General features: G+C 67.0%; 21 protein-coding genes and 1 tRNA gene. 8 read left to right on the forward strand and 14 right to left on the reverse strand.

Annotation, left to right across the window (positions count from 1 at the left end):
• Positions 1-340: 340 nt before the first annotated feature.
• Together D1610_RS06600 and D1610_RS06605 are read left to right on the forward strand one after the other, a co-directional pair.
• Positions 341-1,534, forward strand: a complete 1,194-nt coding sequence (locus tag D1610_RS06600) for a toxic anion resistance protein (RefSeq protein WP_118863339.1) — start codon at positions 341-343, stop codon at positions 1,532-1,534.
• A gap of 1 nt (position 1,535) precedes the next feature.
• Positions 1,536-2,234, forward strand: coding sequence for a hypothetical protein (locus D1610_RS06605; protein ID WP_118863340.1), 699 nt, complete (start codon positions 1,536-1,538; stop codon positions 2,232-2,234).
• A 118-nt stretch (positions 2,235-2,352) separates the two neighbouring features.
• Here the strand turns inward: D1610_RS06605 and D1610_RS06610 are convergent, their stop codons facing one another.
• Genes D1610_RS06610 through ubiA form a run of 3 tightly spaced genes read right to left on the reverse strand, consistent with a single transcriptional unit; the run spans position 2,353 to position 5,418 of the window.
• Entirely contained in the window at positions 2,353-3,129 is a 777-nt protein-coding gene (locus tag D1610_RS06610) for a 3'(2'),5'-bisphosphate nucleotidase CysQ (protein ID WP_118863341.1), read from the reverse strand.
• Positions 3,122-4,468 carry a TldD/PmbA family protein gene (locus D1610_RS06615; RefSeq protein WP_118863342.1) on the reverse strand — a complete coding sequence of 449 codons (1,347 nt, stop codon included), beginning with the start codon at positions 4,466-4,468 and terminating at the stop codon, positions 3,122-3,124. The genes D1610_RS06610 and D1610_RS06615 overlap by 8 nt, the downstream gene beginning before the upstream one ends.
• A gap of 32 nt (positions 4,469-4,500) precedes the next feature.
• Positions 4,501-5,418 (reverse strand): 4-hydroxybenzoate octaprenyltransferase, encoded by a 918-nt coding sequence (ubiA, locus tag D1610_RS06620; RefSeq protein WP_118863343.1) that lies wholly within the window; start codon positions 5,416-5,418, stop codon positions 4,501-4,503.
• A 236-nt stretch (positions 5,419-5,654) separates the two neighbouring features.
• Between ubiA and D1610_RS06625 the strand changes: the two genes are divergently transcribed.
• On the forward strand, positions 5,655-5,897 hold the full coding sequence (locus D1610_RS06625) for a hypothetical protein (protein WP_118863344.1): 243 nt from the start codon (positions 5,655-5,657) through the stop codon (positions 5,895-5,897).
• 46 nt (positions 5,898-5,943) lie between these two features.
• Positions 5,944-6,705, forward strand: coding sequence for a 16S rRNA (uracil(1498)-N(3))-methyltransferase (locus D1610_RS06630; RefSeq protein ID WP_118863345.1), 762 nt, complete (start codon positions 5,944-5,946; stop codon positions 6,703-6,705).
• Between the two features lie 27 nt (positions 6,706-6,732).
• Here the strand turns inward: D1610_RS06630 and D1610_RS17245 are convergent, their stop codons facing one another.
• Positions 6,733-7,059 carry a hypothetical protein gene (locus D1610_RS17245; protein WP_118863346.1) on the reverse strand — a complete coding sequence of 109 codons (327 nt, stop codon included), beginning with the start codon at positions 7,057-7,059 and terminating at the stop codon, positions 6,733-6,735.
• A 44-nt stretch (positions 7,060-7,103) separates the two neighbouring features.
• Positions 7,104-8,294 carry a DUF11 domain-containing protein gene (locus tag D1610_RS06640; protein ID WP_118863347.1) on the reverse strand — a complete coding sequence of 397 codons (1,191 nt, stop codon included), beginning with the start codon at positions 8,292-8,294 and terminating at the stop codon, positions 7,104-7,106.
• Positions 8,295-8,390: 96 nt separating this feature from the next.
• Here D1610_RS06640 and D1610_RS06645 point away from each other — a divergent pair, with 96 nt between their 5' ends.
• Positions 8,391-9,764, forward strand: coding sequence for a glutamate--cysteine ligase (locus tag D1610_RS06645; protein WP_118863348.1), 1,374 nt, complete (start codon positions 8,391-8,393; stop codon positions 9,762-9,764).
• 99 nt (positions 9,765-9,863) lie between these two features.
• Here the strand turns inward: D1610_RS06645 and D1610_RS06650 are convergent, their stop codons facing one another.
• The 4 genes from D1610_RS06650 to D1610_RS06665 form a co-directional block, all read right to left on the reverse strand.
• Positions 9,864-11,138, reverse strand: a complete 1,275-nt coding sequence (locus tag D1610_RS06650) for a methyltransferase family protein (protein WP_118863349.1) — start codon at positions 11,136-11,138, stop codon at positions 9,864-9,866.
• A gap of 218 nt (positions 11,139-11,356) precedes the next feature.
• Positions 11,357-12,781, reverse strand: a complete 1,425-nt coding sequence (locus D1610_RS06655) for an efflux transporter outer membrane subunit (RefSeq protein ID WP_118863350.1) — start codon at positions 12,779-12,781, stop codon at positions 11,357-11,359.
• Positions 12,774-15,950 (reverse strand): multidrug efflux RND transporter permease subunit, encoded by a 3,177-nt coding sequence (locus D1610_RS06660; protein ID WP_118863351.1) that lies wholly within the window; start codon positions 15,948-15,950, stop codon positions 12,774-12,776. Before D1610_RS06660 ends, D1610_RS06655 begins: the two co-directional genes overlap by 8 nt.
• Before the next feature lie 10 nt (positions 15,951-15,960).
• Entirely contained in the window at positions 15,961-17,136 is a 1,176-nt protein-coding gene (locus D1610_RS06665; protein ID WP_118863352.1) for an efflux RND transporter periplasmic adaptor subunit, read from the reverse strand.
• 139 nt (positions 17,137-17,275) lie between these two features.
• Here D1610_RS06665 and D1610_RS06670 point away from each other — a divergent pair, with 139 nt between their 5' ends.
• From D1610_RS06670 to D1610_RS06680, 3 genes are all read left to right on the forward strand, one after another.
• The gene (locus tag D1610_RS06670) at positions 17,276-17,914 is read left to right on the forward strand and encodes a TetR/AcrR family transcriptional regulator (protein WP_182466724.1); all 639 of its coding nucleotides are present in this window, start codon (positions 17,276-17,278) and stop codon (positions 17,912-17,914) included.
• A gap of 72 nt (positions 17,915-17,986) precedes the next feature.
• Positions 17,987-18,589 carry a cytochrome b gene (locus D1610_RS06675; protein WP_118863354.1) on the forward strand — a complete coding sequence of 201 codons (603 nt, stop codon included), beginning with the start codon at positions 17,987-17,989 and terminating at the stop codon, positions 18,587-18,589.
• 49 nt (positions 18,590-18,638) lie between these two features.
• A tRNA-Gly gene (locus D1610_RS06680) sits at positions 18,639-18,712 on the forward strand.
• On the opposite strand, the gene D1610_RS06685 is transcribed toward D1610_RS06680, so the two are convergent.
• From D1610_RS06685 to trbF, 5 genes are all read right to left on the reverse strand, one after another.
• Complete coding sequence (locus tag D1610_RS06685) at positions 18,678-20,306, reverse strand: recombinase family protein (RefSeq protein WP_118863355.1); 1,629 nt, start codon at positions 20,304-20,306, stop codon at positions 18,678-18,680. The genes D1610_RS06680 and D1610_RS06685 overlap by 35 nt on opposite strands.
• 155 nt (positions 20,307-20,461) lie before the next feature.
• The gene (locus tag D1610_RS06690) at positions 20,462-20,689 is read right to left on the reverse strand and encodes a DUF2274 domain-containing protein (RefSeq protein ID WP_118863356.1); all 228 of its coding nucleotides are present in this window, start codon (positions 20,687-20,689) and stop codon (positions 20,462-20,464) included.
• A gap of 10 nt (positions 20,690-20,699) precedes the next feature.
• A complete protein-coding gene (locus tag D1610_RS06695; RefSeq protein WP_118863357.1) occupies positions 20,700-21,917 on the reverse strand; it encodes a TraB/TrbI/VirB10 family type IV secretion system protein in 1,218 nt (405 codons plus the stop codon).
• Complete coding sequence (gene trbG / locus D1610_RS06700; RefSeq protein WP_118863358.1) at positions 21,914-22,798, reverse strand: P-type conjugative transfer protein TrbG; 885 nt, start codon at positions 22,796-22,798, stop codon at positions 21,914-21,916. Before trbG ends, D1610_RS06695 begins: the two co-directional genes overlap by 4 nt.
• On the reverse strand, positions 22,795-23,616 hold the full coding sequence (gene trbF / locus D1610_RS06705) for a conjugal transfer protein TrbF (protein WP_118863359.1): 822 nt from the start codon (positions 23,614-23,616) through the stop codon (positions 22,795-22,797). Before trbF ends, trbG begins: the two co-directional genes overlap by 4 nt.
• Between the last annotated feature and the right edge of the window lie 2 nt (positions 23,617-23,618).

Consider the following 23,618-nt stretch of genomic DNA (forward strand, 5'->3'; position numbering starts at 1 on the left):
AATGTAGGATTTTGCCTGCTTTACACTGGTCGATGTCCATCTCCCTTTCCTCCTTGTCGATCTGGCGATTCGAGCATCGGGGAGGGGAGAAGCATGGTGGGCGTGTCCTCACTTTCCTCACCTTTGGAATGTCCGGTTCGTTGAACTGCGTGGCCGAATCGGCGCGACGCCGGTCCAATCCTCGTCTCGCGACCGGAAATTCTCGATCATTTGTGCCGCCGGGGAGACGGAGCCGATCCCGTCGGATTTGCAAATGCGATCAGGTGTATTATTTTGACGATACACTTGAACGCCGCAGGTTTCCCGGTCATCTAGTCGAGGAAACCGTGGGAGGTTGTAGATGGCGACGACCAGCGAGACGATGACGGCCGAGAAGGATCTCGTGCTCAACGCGCCCGATCCGGTGCCGGTCGTTTCGGCCGAGCGCGCGATCGGGCTGGTGCCGGTCGATGACGAGAAGAAGTCGAAGCTGGACGAGCGGGTCGAAGGGTTCATCGCCGATCTGATCGCGCAGAACGTCAACTCGCCCGAATTCGGCAAGCGCGTCGATGCGATCACCGCGATGGGGCAGAAGGAGATCCGCGAGGCGGCGGGCCAGTCCAACCGCTTCCTCGACCGGCCGGTCAAGGCGATGGGCGCGGACGAGGGCGTCGGCGCCGACCTGATCGAGCTGCGCCGGACGATCGAGAAGCTCGATCCCTCGGCCAACGGCAAGATGTTCAACAAGCGCGGCTTCTTCGACAAGCTGTTCGGATCGGCGCTGACCAACTATTTCGACAAGTACAAGTCCGCGCAGACGCACATCTCCGGCATCCTCCGCGCGCTCGACAACGGCAAGCACGAGCTGTTGATGGACAATGCCGCGATCGATGTCGAGCGGCAGAATCTGTGGGCGGCGATGGGCCGGCTGGAGCAGATGATCCACGTCTCCAAGACGATGGATGCGAAGCTCGAAGCCAAGGCGATCGAGCTCGACGCGACCGATCCGGCCAAGGCCAAGGCGATCCGCGAGACCGCCCTGTTCTACGTCCGCCAGCGCACCCAGGACCTGCTGACCCAGATGGCGGTCAGCGTGCAGGGCTATCTCGCGCTCGATCTGGTCAAGAAGAACAATGTCGAGCTGGTGAAGGGGGTCGACCGCGCCTCGACCACCACCGTCTCGGCGCTCCGCACCGCAGTCACCGTCGCGCAGGCGCTCAACAACCAGAAGCTGGTGCTCGAACAGATCACCGCGCTCAACACGACCACCGCCGGGCTGATCGATTCGACCGGCGAGATGCTCAAGACCAACACCGCGCGCATCCATGAGCAGGCGGCGAGCTCGACCATCCCGGTGGAGACGCTCAAGCGCGCCTTCCAGAACGTCTACGACACGATGGACGCGATCGACAGCTTCAAGCTGAAGGCGCTCGACAGCATGAAGACGACGGTCGACACGCTGTCGAGCGAGGTCGAGAAGTCGAAGGGCTACATCGCCCGCGCCGAAGGCGCCCAGCAGGGCGGCGGCGAACAGTTCAAGATCGAGGCCGAATGACATGACCGACGTCGACAGCCAGGTCGCGCGCTCGTCCGAGCTGCTGAACCGGGTGTCCGACGACTATCGCCGGGGCCGCGGCAAGAAGCGGCGGATCAACGAGGCGGCGACGCGGATCAAGCGCGTCGTCGTCGCCGATGCGGCGATCATCCTGGCGGCGATCGTCTGGGGCTTCATCACGCCGATCGGCATGGGCGGGGCGATGCTGGTGCTGCTGGCGCTGGTGATCGCCACCCTCGTCTTCGCGTTGCTGCCCGCCGAGGGCGCGCCGGCCCCCGAGAAGCTCGCGCAGGTCGAGCTGAAGGCGCTGCCGCGGCAGACCGAGCGCTGGCTCGACGCGCAGCGGCCGCTGCTGCCGGCGCCGGCGGTGCGGCTGGCCGACGATATCGGCGTGAAGCTCGATCTGCTGGCGCCGCAGCTCGCCAGCCTCGACGAAAAGGAACCGGCGGCCGCGGAGGTGCGGCGGCTGGTCGGAGAGCAGCTGCCCGAGCTGATCAAGGGCTACACCCGCGTTCCCCAGTCGCTGCGCGCCAGCACCCGCAACGGCAAGTCGCCCGACGCCCAGCTGGTCGACGGCCTCAAGCTGATCGACGAGGAGATCGCCGAGATGACCGCCAAGCTGGCCGAAGGCGACATGAACCTGCTCGCCACGCGCAGCCGCTATCTGGAGATCGCTTATAAGGATGAGCGGGGCGTCTGATCCTCCCCCAGCTTGTCTGGGGGAGGGGGACCGCCGCCGAAGGCGGTGGTGGAGGGGGATTGCCGCCGGCGGATCGTCTGCGGCTGGTCCCCCCTCCCCCGCTTCGCGAGGGAAGAATTTAGGTACGCAACGCCGCCCGCGCCCGCTCGGCCAGCCGTTCGACCGCGGCGGCGTGGATCGCGGGGGCGGAGACCAGCACGCCGAACGCCTGCGCCTTGGGCGTGTTGAAGGCGAGCTCGCCGCCCAGCGCGTCCGTCACCGCCGCGCCGGCCTCGCGGGCGATCAGCACCGCGGCGGCGACGTCCCATTCATAGCCCCAGCGCAGCGTGGCGAGGAGATCGGCGCGGTTCGCGGCGACCATCGCGATGCGCAGCGCGATCGAGTTGGGTTTCTCCACCGCGACCAGATCGCGGTCGACCTTGGGCAGGCTGTCGGTCGGCACGCGCGAGCCGGGAAAGGTCTCGCGGCGGCTGGCGTGGATCGGCTCGCCGTTGCGCGTCGCGCCCCTGCCCGCCTCGGCCAGCCAGACCTCGCGGCGAACGGGCGCGTCGAGCACGCCGATGATCGGCTGGCCGTGCTCGACCAATGCGATCGATACCGCCCAGCCGGCGCGGCCGCGGACATAGTCGCGCGTGCCGTCGATCGGATCGACCACCCACAGCCGCGACTGGGCGAGCCGGACGGGATCGTCGGCGGTCTCCTCGGACAGCCAGCCGGCGGTGGGGTCGATCGCCGAGAGCCGCGCCTTGATGAGCGCGTCGATCTCCAGATCGACCTCGCACACCGGGCTTCCGGGGGTCTTCTCCCAGCTGCGGAACCCCTCGGCCGCGCGGCGCGTGCCCAGCCTGCCGGCCTCCGCCGCGACCGCCGCGACCTGTTCGAGCAGATCAGCCACCCGCCACCGTCATGCCCTCGACCAGGCAGGTCGGCGCGTTGGTCGCGTAGCGGAATTCGAGATCGTCCGCCGGGGTGAGCGCACGGAACATGTCCTTCAGATTGCCGGCGATGGTGAACTCCGCGACCGGCCCGGCGATCTCTCCGCCCTCGATCAGGAAGCCGCTGGCGCCGCGGCTGTAGTCGCCGGTGACCGTGTTGACGCCCATGCCGATCAGTTCGGTGACCAGCACGCCCCTCGCCACGCCGCGGATCATGTCGGCGCGGGTCGTGGTCCCCGCCGCCATGTGGAGGTTGCTGCTGCCCGCGCCCGGCGAGCCGCCGCTGCCGCGCGTGGCGTGGCCGGTCGGCTCCAGCCCGAGCTGGCGGGCGGAGGCCGAATCGAGCAGCCAGGTTTCGAGCACGCCGTTCTCGACGATCGCGGCGGGCGAGACCGGCAGCCCCTCGCCGTCGAACGGACGCGAGCGCATTCCGCGTGGACGATGCGGATCGTCGAGGACGCGCACGCCGCCGGCGAAGATCTGTGTTCCCAGCGCGTCGAGCAGGAAGCTGGTCTTGCGCGCGATGACGCTGCCGGTGATCGCCCCGATCAGATGGGAGAGCAGACCGGAGGAGACGCGCCGATCGAAGATGATCGGCATCGCGCCGCTGGCGAGCTTCGCCGGATTGAGCCGCTCGACCGCGCGCATGCCGGCCTTGGCGCCGATCGCGGCGGCATCGTCGAGATCGGCGAGATGACGCGCCGAATGATAGGCGTAGTCGCGCTGCATCGCCGCGCCGGCGCCCGCCAGCACGCTCGCGGAGACGCCGTGGCTGGACACCGCATAGCCGCCCGAGAAACCGTGGCTGGTGGCGAGCGCGACGACGCTGCGCCCCGCCGACGCCGAGCCGCCTTCGCTGTTGGTGACGCCCTCCACCGCGCGCGCGGCATCCTCGGCGGCGAGCGCGCGGTCGCGCAGCGCCTGCGGATCGACCTCGCCCCCATCGTCGAGGTCGAGCAGCGGCACGTCGCCGCGCATCAGCCGGTCTTGGGGCGCGAGACCGGCCCACGAATCCTCGGGGGCGAGCCGAGCCATCGCGACGGCGCGCTCGACCAGCGCGTCGAGCGAAGCGGGGGCGAAGTCCGAGGTCGACACGCTGGCCGATCGCGCGCCGCAGAAGACGCGCAAGGACAGCTCCTCGCCCTCGCTGCGCTGGACGTCCTCGAGCGCGCCGAGGCGGACCTGCACCTCGGTCGAGGCCGAACCCGAATAGAGCGCATCGGCGGCGTCCGCGCCGGCGTTGCGCGCCGCGGCGACGAGATCGGCGGCGCGGCCGGTGGCTTGATCGACTGTCTGCATGGCTAGCGCATCTAGGGTGCGTGGGGCCGCTGTCAAAGCCCGCTCGTCGATCCCAGCACCAGACAGGCGAGAAACATGAGCAGCCCCGCGAAGCGGTTCGAGCGGAAGCGGGCCAGCGCGCTCGCGTCTTCGACAGGGACGAGCGTCAGCACCTGCCAGGCGAGGTGCCCTCCCACCGGCAGCAGCAGCACGAGCGCGAGCGGGGTCGGATGGAGCCGCCAGAAGGCCAACCCCCACAGGACCAGCGCGACGGCGTAGAAGGCCGCGACCCCGCCGCGCACATGCCGGCCCATCCGCCGCGCCGAGGAACGCACGCCGACCAGCGCATCGTCCTCGACATCCTGCAGCGCGTAGATCGTGTCGTAACCGATCACCCAGGCGATGCTGCCCGCGTAGAGCAGCAGCATCGGCGCGATGCGATCCGGCGCGATGCTGATCCAGCCGACCAGCGCGCCCCAGGAGAAGACGATGCCAAGCCACGCCTGCGGCCACCAGGTAATCCGCTTCATGAAGGGATAGGCGGCGACGGGCAGCAGGCTCGCCAGCGCGACGACCGCGGCGGCGGGGGTCAGCTGCAGCAGCACGACAAGGCCGATCAGGCAGAGCAGGCCGAGCCAGACCCATGCCGCCTTGACCGACACCGCGCCGCTCGCCAGCGGGCGGCTGCGGGTGCGCGCAACCTGTCGGTCGAGATCGCGGTCGACGATATCGTTATAGACGCACCCCGCCCCGCGCATCGCGACCGCGCCGAGCAGCAGCCACAGGATCAGGTCCCAGCGCGCGACCGCGCCGCCGGCCAGCGCGACTCCCCAGGCGCAGGGCCAGAACAACAGCCACCAGCCGATCGGCCGATCGAACCGGGCCAGCAGGGCGAACGCGCGGATATGCGGCGGCAGATGGCCAACCAGCCCGCGATGCTCGCTGTCGGGCGTGATCTCGGCGGCGGTCATCTGCGTACGAACTTCAGTGTCTTCAGTGTCTGGCACGATTCTTCACATGCCGCGCCGGGGGCCAGGATCGCAACCATGCTCGATGAGATTGCCGATGCGCCGCGCCTGCCCATGCGAGGACCATGGCACAGGGCGGATCATGTAGGACAGCGCTTTTTGCCGGTCATTCTCAAGTTGCCTGGCCAGCGCCGCCGCTGTAAATTCAAGGCTCTGGCGGCTTGGTGGGGAACTGGGCCATGAATACGAAAGAGCTGGCGACGCTGCTCGACAAGGTGTTCGGGGAGCCGCATGTGGTCAGCGCCGATCCGGCGCTAGAACTGTCCTATGCGATGCTTCGCGTCCTCGCGCGACGGCATGGCCCCGACTTCATCAGCGAGGTCCGCGCCGAGATCGTGAACAAGGCCACCCGGCTGGAAGGGAGCGAGCGCGCAGAGGACCGGGCCAATGCGAGCGAGATCCGATCGATCCTGGACGGCTGACCGTCCGTATTCGGCTTTCGCCGCGTTCCGCGCTACAGCCGGGCGCATGACCGCCGTTCCCGCCTGGCCGCCGCAATCCACCCCGCGCCTGTTCGTCGAGCAGCCGCTCGCCGAAGGCGCGATGATGCAGGTGGCGGGCGGACAGGCGCACTATCTGCTGTCGGTGCTGAGGACCAAGGCGGGCGAGCCGGTCAAGCTGTTCGACGGCCGTTCGGGCGAATGGCTGGCGGTGACCGAGACGATCGGCAAGCGCGACCTTGTCCTGCGCGTCGAGGCGAAGCTGCGCGACGTCGAACGCGCGCCGGACCTGTGGCTGGTCGCCGCGCCGATCAAGAAGGGGCGGATCGACTGGGTGGCTGAGAAGGCCTGCGAGCTGGGCGTCGCGCGGCTGGCGCCGGTCGTGACCCGCCGCACGGTGATCGACCGCGTCAATACCGATCGGCTGCGCACGCACATGATCGAGGCGGCCGAGCAATGCGGCCGCACCGCGATCCCCGAACTGGCCGAGCCGGTCAAGCTCTCCGCGCTGCTCGCAGCCTGGCCGGCGGGGCGGACGCTCTTTTTCGCCGACGAGACCGGCGGCGAGCCGGCATTCGAAGCGATGCGCGCGCGGAGCGGCCCGGCCGCGATCCTGATCGGCCCCGAAGGCGGCTTCGATCCCGAGGAACGCGAGGCAATCCGCGCGCTGACCGATGCGGTCGGCATCACGCTCGGCCCCCGCATCCTCCGCGCCGAAACCGCGGCGGCGGCAGCGGTGACGCTATGGATGGCCGCGGCGGGGGATTGGACAAAGATCGGTAAAGGTTGAGCCGAAATTCCGAGAGCGGAAGCTCACTTACCGACTGTACTCCTTGGATAATAGCTTCCGGGTGACGAGCATATATTGCTTATCGCTCAAGCGTGCAGCGACCGACAGCCACGTCCACATGACGAACCCGAACCAGAAAAGGCTGAAAGGCGCGCCCGCAGCCAAGAGAATAGTCGCCGCCGTTGTTAGTCCATCCGCGTAGCTGACTATGGCCCCAGGCAGGAGCGGGATGCCCGTCCTCGCAAACTCCCAATCCAGCCATTTGTCGTAGGCATGATAGTTGAATCCACGATGAGCGACCTTCTTCAGGTATTTGCGCCTGAGCCGCCTTCTTTCTTTTTCCAACAACTTCACGAGGGCAGATTGCCTTGAAAGACCAACGTGCGCAACTTTCGCTGCTAATCAATCCGCGCCCGAAAGCGCACCGTCGCGCTCCCGCCGGGAGGGACGGTGCCGACGGCCGACATGCGGATCGCATCCACCGCGGCGTCATAGCCCGCGCCTGGGATGTAGCCATAGCTCGACCCGCCGTTGTTGGAGAATTCGACGCTGCCGGTGCTGGCGGTCGTGCCGCCGCCAAAGGCGATGTCGAACGGTCCCACCACCGGCCCGGCGCCGTCGAAATCGCCGTTATAATAGGTCATGTTGGCGGGCAGGATGTCGGTCAGCACCACGCCGTTCAACTCGGCGGCGCTGCCGCCGGTGTTGGCGAGCGTGATGGCGTAGATCACGTCCGCGCCGGGGATGTTGAAGCGGTTGGGGTCGCCGCCCGCCGTCACATAGGGAGTCGAGCTCTTGACCACGGTCAGCTGGGGCATCGGGCAGAAGCTCAGACCGTCGATGCCCACCCCCTGTTGGCCGGTCGAATTGTCGCCCCAGCCCGAATAAGGATAGTTGCCGTAGCGGATCTCGACGCTGGTCACCGGCTCGACGAAGCTCAGCGTGATGTTGCCGTCATTGCCGTTGTTGTCGCTGGCCCCGGTGCCGACCGCCGCGCGCGCATCGATATCGTAGGGGGTTGTTTCGGGCCCGAACCTGAGCGCGGAATCATTGTCGCTGTGGTCCCCCGATCCGTTGGCGGTGCCGAAGGGCGTCGTCATGCTCGCGACATAGTTTCCGCTGCCGTTGCGGCCGACCACGGCGAACCAGTCGCGATACTGGTCATGGGCATAGTCGATATCGTGCACCGTCATGGTGAAATCGCGGATGGGCGTCGCGAAGGTGAAGGTCGCGCGAATGGTGCGCGTATTCGAGAAAATATCCGAGGTGCGCCCACCAAAGATGCCGCCCAGCACCAGCGAGCGGCCGCTGCCGTCGTTGATCAGGGTGGAGATATTGGGCAGGTCCTGGTTGTTGACCTCGGTCGAGCTCAGACCGTTCTGCGCCAGCGCCATCGTGAGATTCTGGCTTGCGCCAAGACCGTTGGTCGCGGTGTAGTTGTAGCTGGAGCCGTAGTTGAGAGTCGCCGCCGGACGGCTGGCGAAGCTGAAATTGTAGCGCTGGTTCGCCGCGCAATCGGCATGCGCCGTGCCCGCGCCCAGCAGCGCCAGCCCGATCGCGCCCGCGCCCAGCGCGGCCCTGCTTGCCAAACCCGTCCCCACCCCCAATCTGATGCGCCTGACAGGGTAAATATCGCGTAAACCATCGCCGCTGGCGCTTGGCGAACGACGAAGCTAGGGGGCGGCATGAGCACGAAGACCGTTGCGAAGCAGAACGCTCCGCTCATCGAGAGCCGCGCCCAGCTGATCGAGAGCTTCGCGCGCGGGGAGAAGCCGCGCGAGCGCTGGCGCATCGGCACCGAGCACGAGAAGTTCGTCTATCGCACCAGCGACTGGCGCGCCCCTTCCTATGACGAGCCCGGCGGTATCCGCGATCTGCTGCTGGGGCTGACCGAGTTCGGCTGGACGGGAATCGAGGAGAACGGCAACGTCATCGCGCTCGCCGGACCGGACGGCAATGTCAGCCTGGAGCCGGCGGGCCAGCTCGAGCTGTCCGGCGCGCCGCTCGAGAACCTGCACGAAACCTGCGCCGAGACCGGGCGCCATCTGGAGCAGGTCAAGGCGGTGGGCGAGCGGCTGGGCCTCGGCTTTCTCGGCCTAGGCATGTGGCCGGACAAGGCGCGCGCGGATCTGCCGGTGATGCCCAAGGGGCGCTACGGCATCATGCTCAATCATATGCCGCGGGTGGGCTCGCTTGGGCTCGACATGATGCTTCGGACCTGCACGATCCAGGTCAATCTGGACTATGCGTCCGAGGCCGACATGGCGAAGAAGTTCCGCGTTGGCCTGGCGTTGCAGCCGCTCGCCACCGCGCTGTTCGCCAATTCGCCGTTCACCGAAAAGCAGCCCAACGGCTACCTTTCCTATCGCAGCCATATCTGGTCGGACACCGATCCGGCGCGCACCGGCATGCTGCCCTTCGTGTTCGAGGAGGGTTTCGGTTACGAGCGTTATGCCGACTATGCGCTCGATGTGCCGATGTACTTCGTCTATCGCGACGGCCGTTATATCGATGCGGCGGGCCTCAGCTTCCGCGATTTCCTCGACGAGCGGCTGGGCGTGCTGCCGGGCGAGAAACCGACACTCGACGACTGGGCCGATCACCTCTCCACCGCTTTTCCCGAGGTGCGGCTGAAGACCTTCCTCGAAATGCGCGGCGCCGATGGCGGGCCGTGGGGGCGCATCTGCGCGCTGCCGGCCTTGTGGGTCGGGCTGCTCTACGAAGACGCGGCGCTCGACGCGGCGTGGGACCTGGTCAAGGGCTGGTCGATGGCGGACCGCGAGGCGCTCAGGAACGCGGTGCCGAAGCTGGCGCTCGATGCGCCGCTGCCGGGTGGCGGCAAGCTCAGGGACATTGCCGGCGAGGTGCTCGACATCGCCGCCAGCGGCCTCAACGCGCGCGGGCGGATGAACGCATCGGGCGACAGCGAGACGGGCTTCCTCGACCCGCTGCGCGAGGTGGTGCGCAGCGGCAAGGTGCCCGCGCAGGTGCTGCTCGACCATTATGCCGGCCCGTGGGACGGCAATGTCTGCTGTATCTACGAAGAGACGAAGTTCTGATCCCCATCGTCGCCCCTGCGCAGGCAGGGGCCGATAGGTTTGTGGCACATCCGCCCTCGCATATGCCGCCCGAGGCCCCTGCCTGCGCAGGGGCGACGGTCATTTGGTCAGCCTAGCCCACAGCCCGTTGCGGTCTATCCACTCGCTATATTCGCGGTAGGCGGGATCGGCGTTCAGGTGGCGCTCCTCGGTCCTGGCGCGCCAGTAATAGACGCCGCTGACCACTGCGAGGATGATCGTGTTGCGCGCGGCGTCGACCAGGCTGCCGTTGGTGGTGATGAGCGGCAACCCGGCGATCCACCAGAAGGCGTTCTTGCTCCAATAGGCGGGGTGCCGCGTCCAGGCATAGGGGCCGTGGGTCAGGATGCCGCGATGGGTGAGGTTCGAGAAGCGCAGGCCGAAGGCGACGGTCGCCCAGGCGTAGATCGCGGTGAGCGCGACCAGCACCGCGCCCCATAGCGCCAGCCAGCGCGGGCTGCCGGCGAACCATGTGATCCACTCGGCGCTCGCCACATGATAGTCGAGCGGCCCGCCCGGCCCCATCAGGATGAAGGGCGGATAGCAGATCAGCGCCGCCATCCATGCCGCGGCATAGGGATTGGCGGTGCGGATATGCGCGTCGAGCGGGCGCATCGTCAGCATATAGCCGACGGTCGCGAAGGCGACGTCGATGACGAACATTGTGGTGATCAGGAACATCGCCATCTGGCCGGGATCGGCGAGCGCCGCCGACGGATTCCAGCGGACGATGTCGCCGAAGCCGCCGGGCACGATCGAAAGCATGAAGGCGAGGAAGAAGCCCTTCACCGCCCAGCTGCGCAGGTGGTTGAAGATCGCCTCGCGCTCCTCCGCGCGCCCCTGCCCGATCAGCCACGCGCCCAGCGCCCAGGCGCCGTCGCGCGGCTCGACGAGCTTGCGGTCGAGCCAGATGACATAGGGGATCGAGACGGCGAAGACCGCCGGCGCCGCCCATTGGAAGCACCACATGGCGAATTCATACTGGCCCTGCCAATACCAGCGGCCGACCGCGTAGAAGACGGCGATCGCGCCCCAGGTCACCCACAGCCCGGCGAGCTTGGTCAACGAGATGTCGAGCGTTTCGGCGAGCGGCGTGCGTCGCGACCAATCGATGCCGGTCGAGGGATTGCGGTGCACCTTGTCGACGATCAGCGACCAGGCGACCATCGGCAGCCCGATCGCGACCAGGTTGGCAAGGCCGGCGAAGGGGCCGTCCATGCCGTAATGGCGGGCGATCAGCAGCCAGACGGCAAATCCGATCAGCCCCGCGACGCCGACACCGGTCGACACGGCCGAAGCCGGGCGCGGATCGGCCTTGGCCCTGGCCCGGCGTCCGATCGACAAATCCTGAAACATCCGCGCTGCCTAGCGCGGCAATGGTCAAGAAGCCGTGAAGCTTATTGGCGGACCAACCTTTCCCCTCCCTGCAAGGAAGGGGATTAAGGGGTGGGTCTAGCGCCGGTCGGGGCTCGATGCCCCGATCGGCGCTGCGTCGCGGGAGCGGGAGTCTTTTGGGCGCGCAGACGCGCGCACCCACCCCTAACCCGTCCCTGCCAGCAGGGAGGGGAGTAGCTCTATTGTAGGGGTACTGCCGCGGTCTCGTTCAGCCCGCCGCCGAGCGCGACGTAGAGCGAGACGAGATTGTCGAGCTCGCTGCGGCGCACGCTGATCAGCGCCTGTTCGGCGGCGAACAGGTTGCGTTCGGCGTCGAGCACTTCGAGATAGTTGGCGACGCCCTCGCGGTAGCGGATGCGCGCGAGGTTCGCGATCGCGCGCTGCGCCTCGACCGCGCGCTGCTGCGCCGCCACCTGATCGGCGAGGAAGCGGCGGCCGGCGAGCGCGTCGGCGACCTCCTGGAAGGCGCCCTGAACGGTGCGCTCATAGGTCGCGACGGCGATGTTCTCGCGCGCCCGGGCGACGGTCAAATTGCCCTGGCGCTCGCCCCAATCGAAGATCGGCAGGCTGATCGAGGGGCCGAAGCTCCAGGTGAAACTGTCGCCGCCGAACAGGCCGTCGAGTTCGCTGGAGGCGAAACCCGCGCTGCCGGTGAGCGAGATCGACGGGAAGAAGGCCGCGCGCGCGGCGCCGATATTGGCTCGCGCGGCGCGCAGCCGCTCCTCCGCCGCGAGCACGTCGGGGCGCGTCACCATCAGGTCCGACGGCAGACCCGCCGCGATCGTCGGGCCGCTCTTCTGCTGCGCCAGCGGCAGCGCCGCGGGCAGCGGCTCGGCGATCGGGCCGCCGGTCAGCACGGTCAGGAAATTGTCGCTCTGCGCCTTGGACAGGCGGACGGCGGCCAGCTCGGTCTCGGCCTGGGTGAGGAGCGATTCGGCCTGGCGGAAGTCGAGCGCGGAAGTGACGCCGGCATCGAGCCGCCTTCTGGCGATGCGCAGCCCTTCCTGCCGGCTCTTCACCGTCGCCTCGGCGAGCGCGATGCGCTCTTCCGCCTCGCGAGCGGCGAAATAGGTCGAGGCGACGTCGCGGATCAGCGCGAGGCGGAAGGCGCGTTCGGCCTGGATCGTCGCGAGATATTCGGAACGGGCGGCTTCGGAGAGGTTGCGCACCCGACCCCAGAAATCGAGCTCGAAGCCGGTCACGCCTACGCCGATCGAATAGCGGTTGGCGGTGATCGCCCCCGCCCCCGGCACGCCGAGATCGGCGCCGGGCACGCGGCTGCGCGTCGCGTCCGCGGTCGCGCCTAGCTGGGGCAGCCGGGCCGAATCCTGGATGCGGTACTGGCCCCGCGCCTCCTCGATCTGGGCGACCGACACCGCGAGGTCGCGGTTACGTTCGAGCGCGGCATCGACGAGCTGGTCGAGCCGGGGATCGGCGAAGAAATCGCGCCAGCCGATCTCGGTCGCGCGCACGCCCAGCGTCACGTCGCCGGCATAGGCGGCCGGATAGCCGCCGGCCGTCGGCAGTGCGGGCCGCTCGTGCGGCGGGGCGAGCTGGCACCCGCCGAGCATCGCCGTGGCGGCGAGGAGGATCGCCCTACGCATGACTTTCCGCCTCTCTCGCTTCATGGGGATTTTCGCTCGGCGCGGGCGGGCGCTTGCGCGACACGAAGGTGCGCACCGACAGATAGAAGAGCGGGATGAAGAAGATGCCGAGCAGGGTGCCGGTGATCATCCCGCCCATCACGCCCGATCCCACCGCGATGCGGCTGGCGGCGCCCGCGCCGCTCGCGATCACCAGCGGCACCATGCCGAGGATGAACGCCATCGACGTCATGATGATCGGCCTGAGCCGCAGCTTGACCGCCTCCATCGTCGCCTCCAGCGGCGACTTGCCCTCCGCCTCGGCCTCGATGGCGAATTCGGTGATCAGGATCGCGTTCTTCGCCGACAGGCCGATGATGGTGATCAGGCCGACATTGAAATAGACGTCGGCCGAAAGCCCCCGGATCATCGAGAACAGCACCGCGCCGAGCACGCCCAGCGGCACCACCAGCAGCACCGCCAGCGGAATCGCCCAGCTTTCGTAGAGCGCGGCGAGCAGCAGGAAGACGACCACCAGCGACAGGCCGAGCAACAGGCCGATCTGGCCGGCGCTCTGCTGCTCCTCATAGCTGATGCCGGTCCATTCGAATCCGAAACCTTCGGGCAGCTGCTCGGCGAGCCGCGCCATCTCGGCCATCGCCTGGCCGGTCGAATAGCCCGGCGCCGCCTCACCCGAGATGGTCTCCGCCGGATAGCCGTTATAGCGCTGCAGCTGCGGCGGGCCTGCGGTCCAGCCGACCGTGGTGAACGATCCGAACGGCACCATCTGCCCGTCCGCGCTGCGCACGCGCAGGTCGAGGATGTCCTCGGGCGTCATCCGCGCCGGCGCGTCCGCCTGCAGCAGCACGCGCAGGATGCGGCCATCGCGGGTGAAGTCGTTGGCATAGGCCGAGCCGAAGGTGATCGCGAGCGTGGCGTTCACATCGGCGATCGACAGACCCAGCGCGCGCGCCTTGACCCGATCGATATCGACGCGCAGCTGCGGCGCATCCTCCTGCGTCTCGGGCCGCACGCCGACCACCACCTTGCTCTGCGCGGCGAGGCCGAGCAGCTGGTTGCGTGCGGCGAGCAGCGCCTCCTGCCCGCGGCCGGTGCGATCCTCCAGCTTCATGGTGAAGCCGCTCGCGGTGCCCAGCTCCGGGATCGAGGGCGGGGCGAGCGAGAAGACCATCGCCTCCTTGATGCCCATCAGCACGCCCATCGCCTTGCCGGCGATGGTCTGCGCGCTGTTCTCCTCGCCCTTGCGCTCTTCCCAGGGATGGAGCGAGATGAACGAGATCGCGCTCGACTGCCCCTGGCCGAAGAAGCTGAAGCCGCGCACGACGACCATGTTGTCGACCTGGGGCTGCGCTTCGTAGAAGTCCTTCATCTGCTCGATGGCGACATTCGTGCGCTCGGTCGTGGCGCCCGGCGGGGCCTGGACGACGGTGACCAGGTAGCCTTGGTCCTCCTGCGGCAGGAAGCCGCCCGGCAGCCGGTTGAACAGCACCACGGTCAATCCGAACAGCAGCGCGAACACCGCGAGGAACCTGAGCGGCCGCGCCAGGATGCGCCCGACGGTAGACTGGTAGCGATCGGTCGTGCGGCCGAACCAGGTGTTGAATCGGACGAAGAAGCGGTTGGCGGTGCGCGTCACCACGTTGCGGTCCTGGCCGTGCGCGGGATCGTGCGGCTTGAGGAAGGTGGCGCACAGGGCCGGCGTCAGCGTCAGCGCGAGCAGCGCCGAGACCGCGATCGAAATCGCCAGCGTCACCGAGAATTGCCGATAGATGCCGCCGGTCGATCCCGGAAAGAAGGCCATCGGGATGAACACCGCGATCAGCACCAGCGTGATGCCGATGATCGCAGAGGTGATCTGCGTCATCGCCTTCACCGTCGCCTCATAGGGCGGCAGGCCTTCGTCGCGCATGATCCGCTCGACATTCTCGATCACGACGATCGCGTCGTCGACGAGGATGCCGATGGCGAGGACCATGCCGAACAGGGTCAGCACGTTGATCGAGAAGCCGAACAGCCACAGCCCCAGGCACGCGCCGGCGAGCGCGATCGGCACGACGATGGTCGGGATCAGCGTCGCACGGAGATTCTGCAGGAACAAGAGCATGACGAGGAAGACCAGCGCCATCGCCTCGATAAGGGTGATGACCACCTCCTCGACCGACACCGAGATGAAGGGCGTGGTGTCATAGGGGATCGACCAGGTCATGTCGGGCGGGAAGGTCGGCTCGAGCTGGGCCATCCGTTCGCGGATTCCCGCCGCCGCCGCCAGCGCATTGGCGCCGGGGGTGAGCTGGACGGCAAGGCCGGCCATCGGCTTTCCGTTCAGCTCGGTGTTGAACAGATAGGATTGGGCGCCCAGCTCGACCCGCGCGACATCGGCCAGCCGCACCGACGACCCGTCGGGATTGGCGCGCAGGATGATCTGGGAGAATTGCTCGGCGGTGGTGAAGCGGTCCTGCGTGCGGATCGTCGCGTTGAGTTCCGACCCTTCGGCGAGCGGCTGGTCGCCGAGCTGGCCGCCCGGCGACTGGCTGTTCTGCTCCTGCACCGCGGCGAGCGCGTCGGCCGGCGACAGGCCGTAGCTCGCCAGCTTGTCCGGATCGAGCCAGATGCGCATGGCGTATTCGGAGCTGAACGACTGGACGTCGCCCACGCCTTCCACCCGGCGCAGCTCATCGACGATGCGGGTCGAGGCGAAATTGCCCAGTTCCAGCGTCGGCGTGTTCCCGCTCTTCGAGGTGATCGCCATGATCATCAGGAAGCCAGCATTGGCCTTGGTGACGAGGATGCCCTGCCTGCGCACCTCTTCGGGCAGCCGCTGCTCGATCGCGCTGATCTTGTTCTGCACGTTCATCTGCGCGGTATCGATGTCGGTTCCCGCCTCGAAGGTGACGGTGATCGACGCGGTGCCGTTCGACTGGCTGGACGACGCCATGTAAAGGAAGCCCTCGACGCCGTTCAGCTGCTGCTCGATCACCTGGGTGACGTTCTGCTCCAGCACCGATGCGTCGGCGCCGGGATAGGTCACGGCGATCGTCAGCGAAGGCGGCGCGACGCTGGGATATTGCTCGATCGGCAGCGAGCGCAGCGCGATGAAGCCCGACAGCAGGATGGCGAGCGCGATCACCCAGGCAAAGATGGGCCGATCGATGAAGAAGCGGGGTGCCATGATCCGGACCTCAGCGCGCCGGTGCGGGTTGCTGGCGCTGCGCGGACGGGGGCGGCCCGCCGGGCTTGGCCACGCTCACCGGCTGGCCGGGCTGCACCTTCTGCAGCCCGTCGACGATCACCTTGTCGCCGGCCTTCAGCCCATCGGTCACCACCCAATCGCCGCCCTGCATCTCGCCGACCTTGATCTTGCGCGCCTCGGCCTTGTTGCCCTGGCCGAGCACCATCACCGTCGCGCCGTCCTGCGCGATGCGCACGGCGCGCTGCGGCACCAGCATCCCGTCCGGCCGGGTGCCGGCCTGGATCCGCGCGCGGACGAACTGGCCGGGGACCAGCAACCGCTGCGGATTGGGGAATTCGGCGCGCAGCGCGGCGGTGCCGGTCTGCTGATCGATCGAAAGCCCGAGGAAATCGAGATAGCCGGTCATGGCGTAGGTGCTGCCGTCCTCAAGGACCAGGTTCACCGCCACGCGGTTGATGTCGGGCAGCTTGAGCTTGCCCGACTGGATGTCCTGGCGGATGTTGAGCAGATCGGCGCTCGACTGGCCGAAATTGACGTATACCCGGTCGATCTGCTCGACCGTGGTCATCAGCGTGCCCTCTGCGGCGCTGACCAGCGCGCCCTCGGTCACCTGCGCGCGGCCCGAACGGCCCGCGATCGGCGAGGTCACGGTCGCATAGTTGAGGTTCAGCTGCGCGCTCTGCACCTGCGCGCGCGCATTCGCCACATCGGCCTCGGCGGTGCGCAGCTGGGCGATCGCCGCGTCATATTCCTGGCGGCTGATCGCCTGATCGGCGACGAGCCCCTTGTAGCGATTGACCACCTGCTGCGCGTTCGCCGCGTTGGCCCGCGCGCGCGCCAGCGTCGCCTGCACCGCATTGAGGCTGGCGCGCAGCTCGCGCGGATCGATCGCGAACAGCGCCTGCCCGGCGCGCACGTCGCTGCCCTCGTTATACAGCCGGCGCTGGACGATGCCGTTGACGCGCGCGCGCACCTCCGCGGTGCGGATTGCCTGCACGCGGCCTGGCAGCTCGACGACGTTGGTCACGTCCTCGGGGGTGACGGTGTGGACCGTGACCTCGGGCGGGGGCGGCGCCGGCGGCGCTTCCGCCCCGCCGCACCCGGCGAGCAGCAGCGCTCCGGCCGTGGCGAGGCCAAGGGTCCTGAAGGTCGTCGGCCGGTGCATAAAGATGGCTTCCCTGTTCGCGTGCGTTCGAGTCACGTCAGGCATGACGGAGACGTTCGACCAACTCATTTCGCAGTTGCAGCGCGCCGGTAATGTAACGTACATTACAGGTCAAATAGAAAGTTGGGGGAGGGAAAGCTTGGAGGCCGAGATCGACACGCCACGCGACGAGACGACGCGGACCAGCGACACACGGCGCGAGGAACGCCGCCGCGCGATACTGGACGCTGCCGAGGAGATGTTCCTCGAACAAGGGTTCGACCGGGTCAGCCTTGGCGCGATCGTGCGCCGGTCGGGCGGGTCGCTGGCGACGGTCTACGAACTGTTCGGCAACAAGCAGGGTCTGCTGCGCGCCGTGGTCTATCGCTGGCGCGACGAGGGGATGGGCGGGCTGCTCGACATACCCAAGGGCGAGACGCCGGCGGAGACGCTGCTGCGCTACGCCCGTCAATGCTACGCCTTCGTCACCGATCCGCGTTCGGTGGCGCTGCTGCGCATCGTCATCGGCGAAAGCCTGGCCCATCCCGAGTTCGGCCGCGCGTTTCACGAGGACATGAATTCGGGCGCGGCCGAGCAGCTCGCGGCCTGCTTCCGCGAATGGACCGCGCAAGGCCAGGCGGCGATCGACGATCCCGAATCGGCGGTCCAGCTGTTCTTCGCGACCGTCATGTGCGACGCTTCGATCAAGTCGATGCTCGGCGTGATGCCGGCGCAGACCAGCTGCGGGCCGATGGAGTGGCGGCTCGCCCCCTTCCTCAGCCACTTCCGCATCGCCTGACGGCCGTGATAATCATCCGCCCGGGAAAAAAGGCGCGCGCGCGGCGTTGATCCGCCGGCAGAGGAGGCAGGCATGGCGACCGTACCCGAGGCAGAACCGCAGCCGGATGTATTGCTGCGCTACAACAACGTCGCGATCGCGCTCCATTGGATCACCGCGCTGGTGGTGATCGCGCAGGTCTATATCGGCTTCACCTTCCACGGCATGGAGCGCGGGCCGGAGCGCGGGCAATGGTTCGAATGGCACAAGACGATCGGCGCGCTGATCCTGCTGCTCGCGATCCTGCGGCTCGTCTGGCGGCTGATGCACAAGCCCCCGCCCTTCCCGCCCGGGCTGCCGCGCTGGGAACGGATCGCCGCGGTGTGGAACCACCGCGCTTTCTATTTCCTTCTCATCGCGCTGCCGCTGACCGGTCTCGCCGCCGTTTCGGGCGGAGCGGATTCGGCGACGACGGGGCTGGCGCTCGGCCTGCGTCTGCCGCTGATCCCGGGACTGTCCGAGGATGCCGGCGATGCGTCGGGCGAGGTGCACGAGCTGCTGGTGAAGATCACTCTCGCGCTGGTCGTGCTGCATGTCGGCGCTGCGCTGAAGCACCAGTTCGTCGACCGGTCGCGCGTCGCCGGCCGCATGCCTCCCTTCGTATCGCCGCGGCACGAGGAACGAACGCCCCGCTAGCACGGCGTTGACCTGCACCGCCGGATTGGGCATGGCGCTGATCCGGCGCGCGGGTGTAGCTCAATGGCAGAGCAGAAGCTTCCCAAGCTTACGACGGGGGTTCGATTCCCCTCACCCGCTCCATGGCTAACATACCTTGGTCATCGAGAGGTCGCCCCGTGGCCAATTCGATCATTCTCGCGAGACGGCCGCCAATCTCAATATCGACTCCTCTGCCTTTCGCTGCCGGCGTCAGGACGATCGAGTCGATTAGCGCGCGCAATCGGGGGATTACTTCTTCGCGCGTTTCCTCTGTCTGGTCGCTTTTCAAGGCGCGATTCAGTGCCGCGACTTCGCGCCGATAGTCAGCGGCAATCTTTGGGTGCAAGGCAATGACGCGCTCACCTTCGATCGCCGCCAGCCCCTCGGTGCAGGCAGCGATTTCTTCGCGCGCGGCGTACATCTTCTCCTTCACTTGCGGAAAAGTCTTTCCGCCGTCAGCGATAGCATCGACAAGACGGTTCATCTGTCGGTGCGCCGTCGCGAGCTTTCGCTCGAGCCTCAAGCGATTGCGTCCCTCCTCGCGATCGCGCCGAATGCTCTCCTCCTGGTACTCACGCACAAAAAGATCCACCGCATCCGGATCCAGTAGTCGCTCCTGCAACCCTGTGAGCACGCGCGTTTCATAACGATCGTCGCTGATAATTCGGGTGTTCGAGCAGCCGGCACCGTCGCGGACACCCGCACATCCCCAGAAGCCGGACCTGATTCTGATCCACCCACTGCCGCAAACGCCGCATTTGCCCATTCCCGACAACAGATGTTTCGGTCGGCGCTGCTGCTCAGGCTGGATTATCGTTCGAGCTTCAAGTTGTTCCTGAACGCGATCCCAAAGGTTCTGCTCGACGATTCGAAGCTCCGGGACTGCCTGTACCAACCAGGTGTCGTTCTCGTTGGGTCTGATGCGAACCGTCCTGCTCATCGGCTCGACGACCTTGCTCGTCCGGTTGTGAACGAGTTCGCCGACGTAAAGCCGATTGCGCAGAGTGCCATCACCGCGCTTCTTGCCGCCGATGATCGTCGACCCTTTCCAAAGCCCGCCCCGTGGTCCGGGGATGCGATCGGAATTCAAACGTTCGGCGATCGCGCGCACGGACTGGCCAGCGGCATACTCGCGAAAAATGCGCCGAATGACCTCCGCTTCATCGGGATCGATCTCCCTTAAGCCACGAATGAAGCGCCCGCGATCGTCGATGCGATTGGCAGTTCGATAGCCATAGGCGAGCCCGGCCGGCGCGCGGCCTTCGGCCACTCGACCGCGCTGTGCCCGCTTGATGTTGTGGGCGAGTTCCTTGCGCTGCTGCTCGTCAAGGAGGCCCTTGATCGCGCCCTTGAACGCATCAATCTCGCCATCGCCCAGCGTGAAGAGCCGGGCGCCGCAGAAATTGAGCCGGTCGCGGATGTGATGGGCATCACCCTGATTGCGCGCGATCCTGCTCGTTGTATCGGCGAGCACCTGCTCGATATCGCCGACCTCGACGCGCGCCAGAAGCGCGCTCATCCCTGGCCGCTGGCGCTTGGAGGTGCCTGCGGCGCCTCCGATTGCAGCATCGCTGAAAGTGTCGACAACCTGCCAGCCTTCGCTGGCCGCTCGCTCCATGCAGACGCGGACCTGATCTTCAATCGAACGACTGTTTTGCAGCTGGCTGCTGTAGCGTGCGTATATTAGCGTGCGCATCCCGATCACCTTCGCGCGGTGACGGAGGAGAACATTGCTCCGTTTGCGGTCGCCGCGCCGTTTTCCTAGCGGCACGGTCGCGCGATACCGCGGCGCGTGCAAGGGCTTTTATGAGTTCAGCCAGTTCGGGATCGAGGCCACCCATACAAGCAAGCTCACGAGCTCGCTCGGTCCGTCTTTCTGGCCTTGGCGAACACACGGTCGCTCGCGAGGAAGCCTGCCAGCATTGCCGGAATCAGTTCGCTCACCGATTCCTCCTCACCATAGACCTCGGCATACACGCCGGCATAATCCAGCAGGGCCTGATGCAATTCGGGCAGCACGGCGATGGTCAGTTTGACAGGCTTTCGGTCGGGCAAACGCGGAAGTTTCAATTCCGACATGATGATTTTCCTATCCTTTCCATGGTGCGAGGATCAGATCGCGGTGGATCACCAGCCGTACCGGGGCACCAGGTCGGATAGTGATCGTCGGCTGGATCTGCAGGTTGCGCGATGTCAGTTGATCGCCCGCCTGCGATGCGTTCTGCTGCGTGGATTCACGGATTGCCTGGACAAGATCGCTCTCGCCGCTGAAAGTCAGGTTGGAGCCCACACCCAACAGCGTCGATAGCGCCACACCCTTGAGCAGGGTCCAGGTGTGGAAATCGACCTTGTCGGCAAGTCCGGCATAGCCCGAAGGATCGGTCGCCGGGACATTGTCGAGCGTCAGCGAACTGCCATCGGGCATGATGATCCGTTGCCACACGACAAGCGCCCGGCGCTGACCGAAGGCGACGACGCTGTCATAGCTGCCGATCAGGCGGGCGCCTTGCGGGATGAGTTCGATACGCCCGGTGGCGCTGTCGAACACGCGTTCGGTGACCTGCGCAGTCACCAGACCAGGAATGTCGGAGCGAAGTCCTGTGATCAGACTAGCAGCGATCACGCTGCCCGCAGACAGCATGTAAGGCGACGACGCCGGTCGAAGGACCTGCGGATTGACGTCGCCACCATTTGCCTGGGCGCCGACGAAATCGGCTTTCCGTTGCCGGGCGTTCGCATCACGGTTGGGATCGATGGCCAATGGTGCGGGCGCGGAAGCGACAGTCGCTCCAGCCGCGACAGCATCCGCGGGCTCGACCCATGGAGGCGCGCCGCTTCCCGATTGAACCAGCAGACCGGATTCCCTCGCGACCTTCAGTTCGGCGACGAGCTGCTCGCGCTCTGCGATGGCGGCCTGTTCGGCGCGCCCGGCATATCCGCTCGCCGTTTCGGTCGCCATTGCGCGCTGATGTTCGAGAATAGGCCGTCCGAGATCGCCGGGTAGCGGCGGACCAAGCTTGGGAACATCGCCATAGCTGGCCGGAAGCGCGCTCAGCGTATCCGCCGGTGCCTTCACCGTGACACTGGAGTCGGCGGCCTGGCCCGCGATCTGTCGCGCGGCTGGCGTCAGCGCGAACCACGTAGTGGCGATGATGCTGACCGAGGCGATTGCAGCGATGGCAACCACCGCGCCCCGCCTGAACCGGATCGCGCGCGCCGGCGGGGCCCGCAGGGCGAAACTCTCGGGGTCGAGCTTGGGAGCGCGCGGTGCCTGCTCATCCGTCGCTGGCTTAGCGGCTCCGGTCATGAGCCCCTCCGGGCGCGCTTCTCGGCCGCAATCCGCGTGACACGTACGACCGTCTGCTCCTTGGTTCCGAGGCGAAGCTCGGCTACGTCGAACAGCCGATCGACGATGTAGAAGCGGCCTTTGACGCGGTAGTTGACCAGTTGCGCCTCGCCGTTGCCGTCCACGAGGAACAGCGGCGGCGCTTCGCCGACCGCGAGCGTTGCCGGAAACTCGATGAAGGTCTGACGTCCATCATCGAATGCGCGGAGCGGCCGCCACGTGGGACGATCGCCCGATACAGCATAGTTGAAGTCGAGCTGCTCGAGCTGGAGGCCGGCTGCGACAGGTGCGGCAGCTTCCGCTCTGGCTTGGGCGCGCTCGAGGGCGATGAGCGCATCTTGCGGATAGGACCAGGACAGGCCCGCCATCGCGGTCTTGCCAGTACTGGTGAGCTGGAGATGATAGCTGCGCCGGTCGGTAGTGATGACCAGATTGGTGGACAGACCGGCGGCGAAAGGCTTCACCAGAACGTGTGTGCGTTTGGTGTCGCCCGATCCGCTGGTCGTATCGCCGATCACCCAGCGCACCGTATCGCCGCTGGCGACCGCGCCGAGCACTTCACCGGGCTGGAGCGCGATGTCGGTTACCCGTTCAGGCGCGGTGTAGACCCGGTAGATCGTGCCCTCGTGATAGGGATACACCTGCACGGCGTTGATGAAACTTTGCTGTGCCGGTTCAACGGTGGCCGCCTTGTTTGCTGCGGCGACCTTCGCGACCGACGCGGTGGGGTGAGCGTGCGACGCGCCGCCGCTTTGTCCCGGCGTCGCCAGCGATGGCTCAGTAGCGACGATCGACGCGAATGCGGTTGTCGATAGCGCGGCGATGGCAAAGATGCGGGTCATGGTTGGGCCTCCAGGACAGGGGTAGTGCTGGGCTGAATTGCGAGATTTGGATCGAGCGGCGAACCAAGAGGCAGGTTCGCCGGCGGTGGCGGTGGCGATGGCGCTGGCGTCGCCGCAGGCGACGACAAGGCGGCCGGTTCGAGCTCGCGGCTCCAGTCGATCGCCTCGATATAGATGCCGAGCGGATTCTTTCTGAGCGTCTCGGCCGATGCCGGCGGTTTGGTCACCACCGTCAGGATGCCCGTCCAGCGCGACACGCCGGCCTGGCTGCCACGCTCGTAAGCGGTTTCGGTCCATTTGACTTGGAACGAGCGGTCGGACGCCCTCACGACGCTGGTCACCTGCACCGACACCGTCCGTTCACCGATATCGGCGAATGGCTTCGCGCTACGCGCATAATCGCCAAGAAATTGCGCGCCGCGCCCTGTCACGAAATCATAGGCGGCGAGCCAGTTGCGTCGCATCAGCACCGGATCGAGCGAGACCGAACGGACATTCTCGATGAACTTCGCCAGATGCCAGGCGATCTGCGGATCGGTCGGACGGTAGCCAGCCTCGGCTTCGGTGACCGCTCGCGCTTCGCCCAGCCGATCGACCTCGATGACATAGGGCGTCACGCGGCTCTGCAGCGATTGCCAGGTCAGCGCACTCGCCATCGCGGTCGAGAGCGCCAGCGTCCCGAACGCCATCATGCGCCAGTTGCGCGCCTGGACGCGGGCGGAGCCGAGCCGCTCGTCCCACAGCTGGCCGGCGCGCTGGTGAGGCGTTTCGGGTTCGGGAGTGCGTCCATAGCGCTGGACGCTGCGCTTGAAGATCATGG

The organism is Sphingomonas gilva, from assembly GCF_003515075.1.
GTDB lineage: Bacteria > Pseudomonadota > Alphaproteobacteria > Sphingomonadales > Sphingomonadaceae > Sphingomonas > Sphingomonas gilva.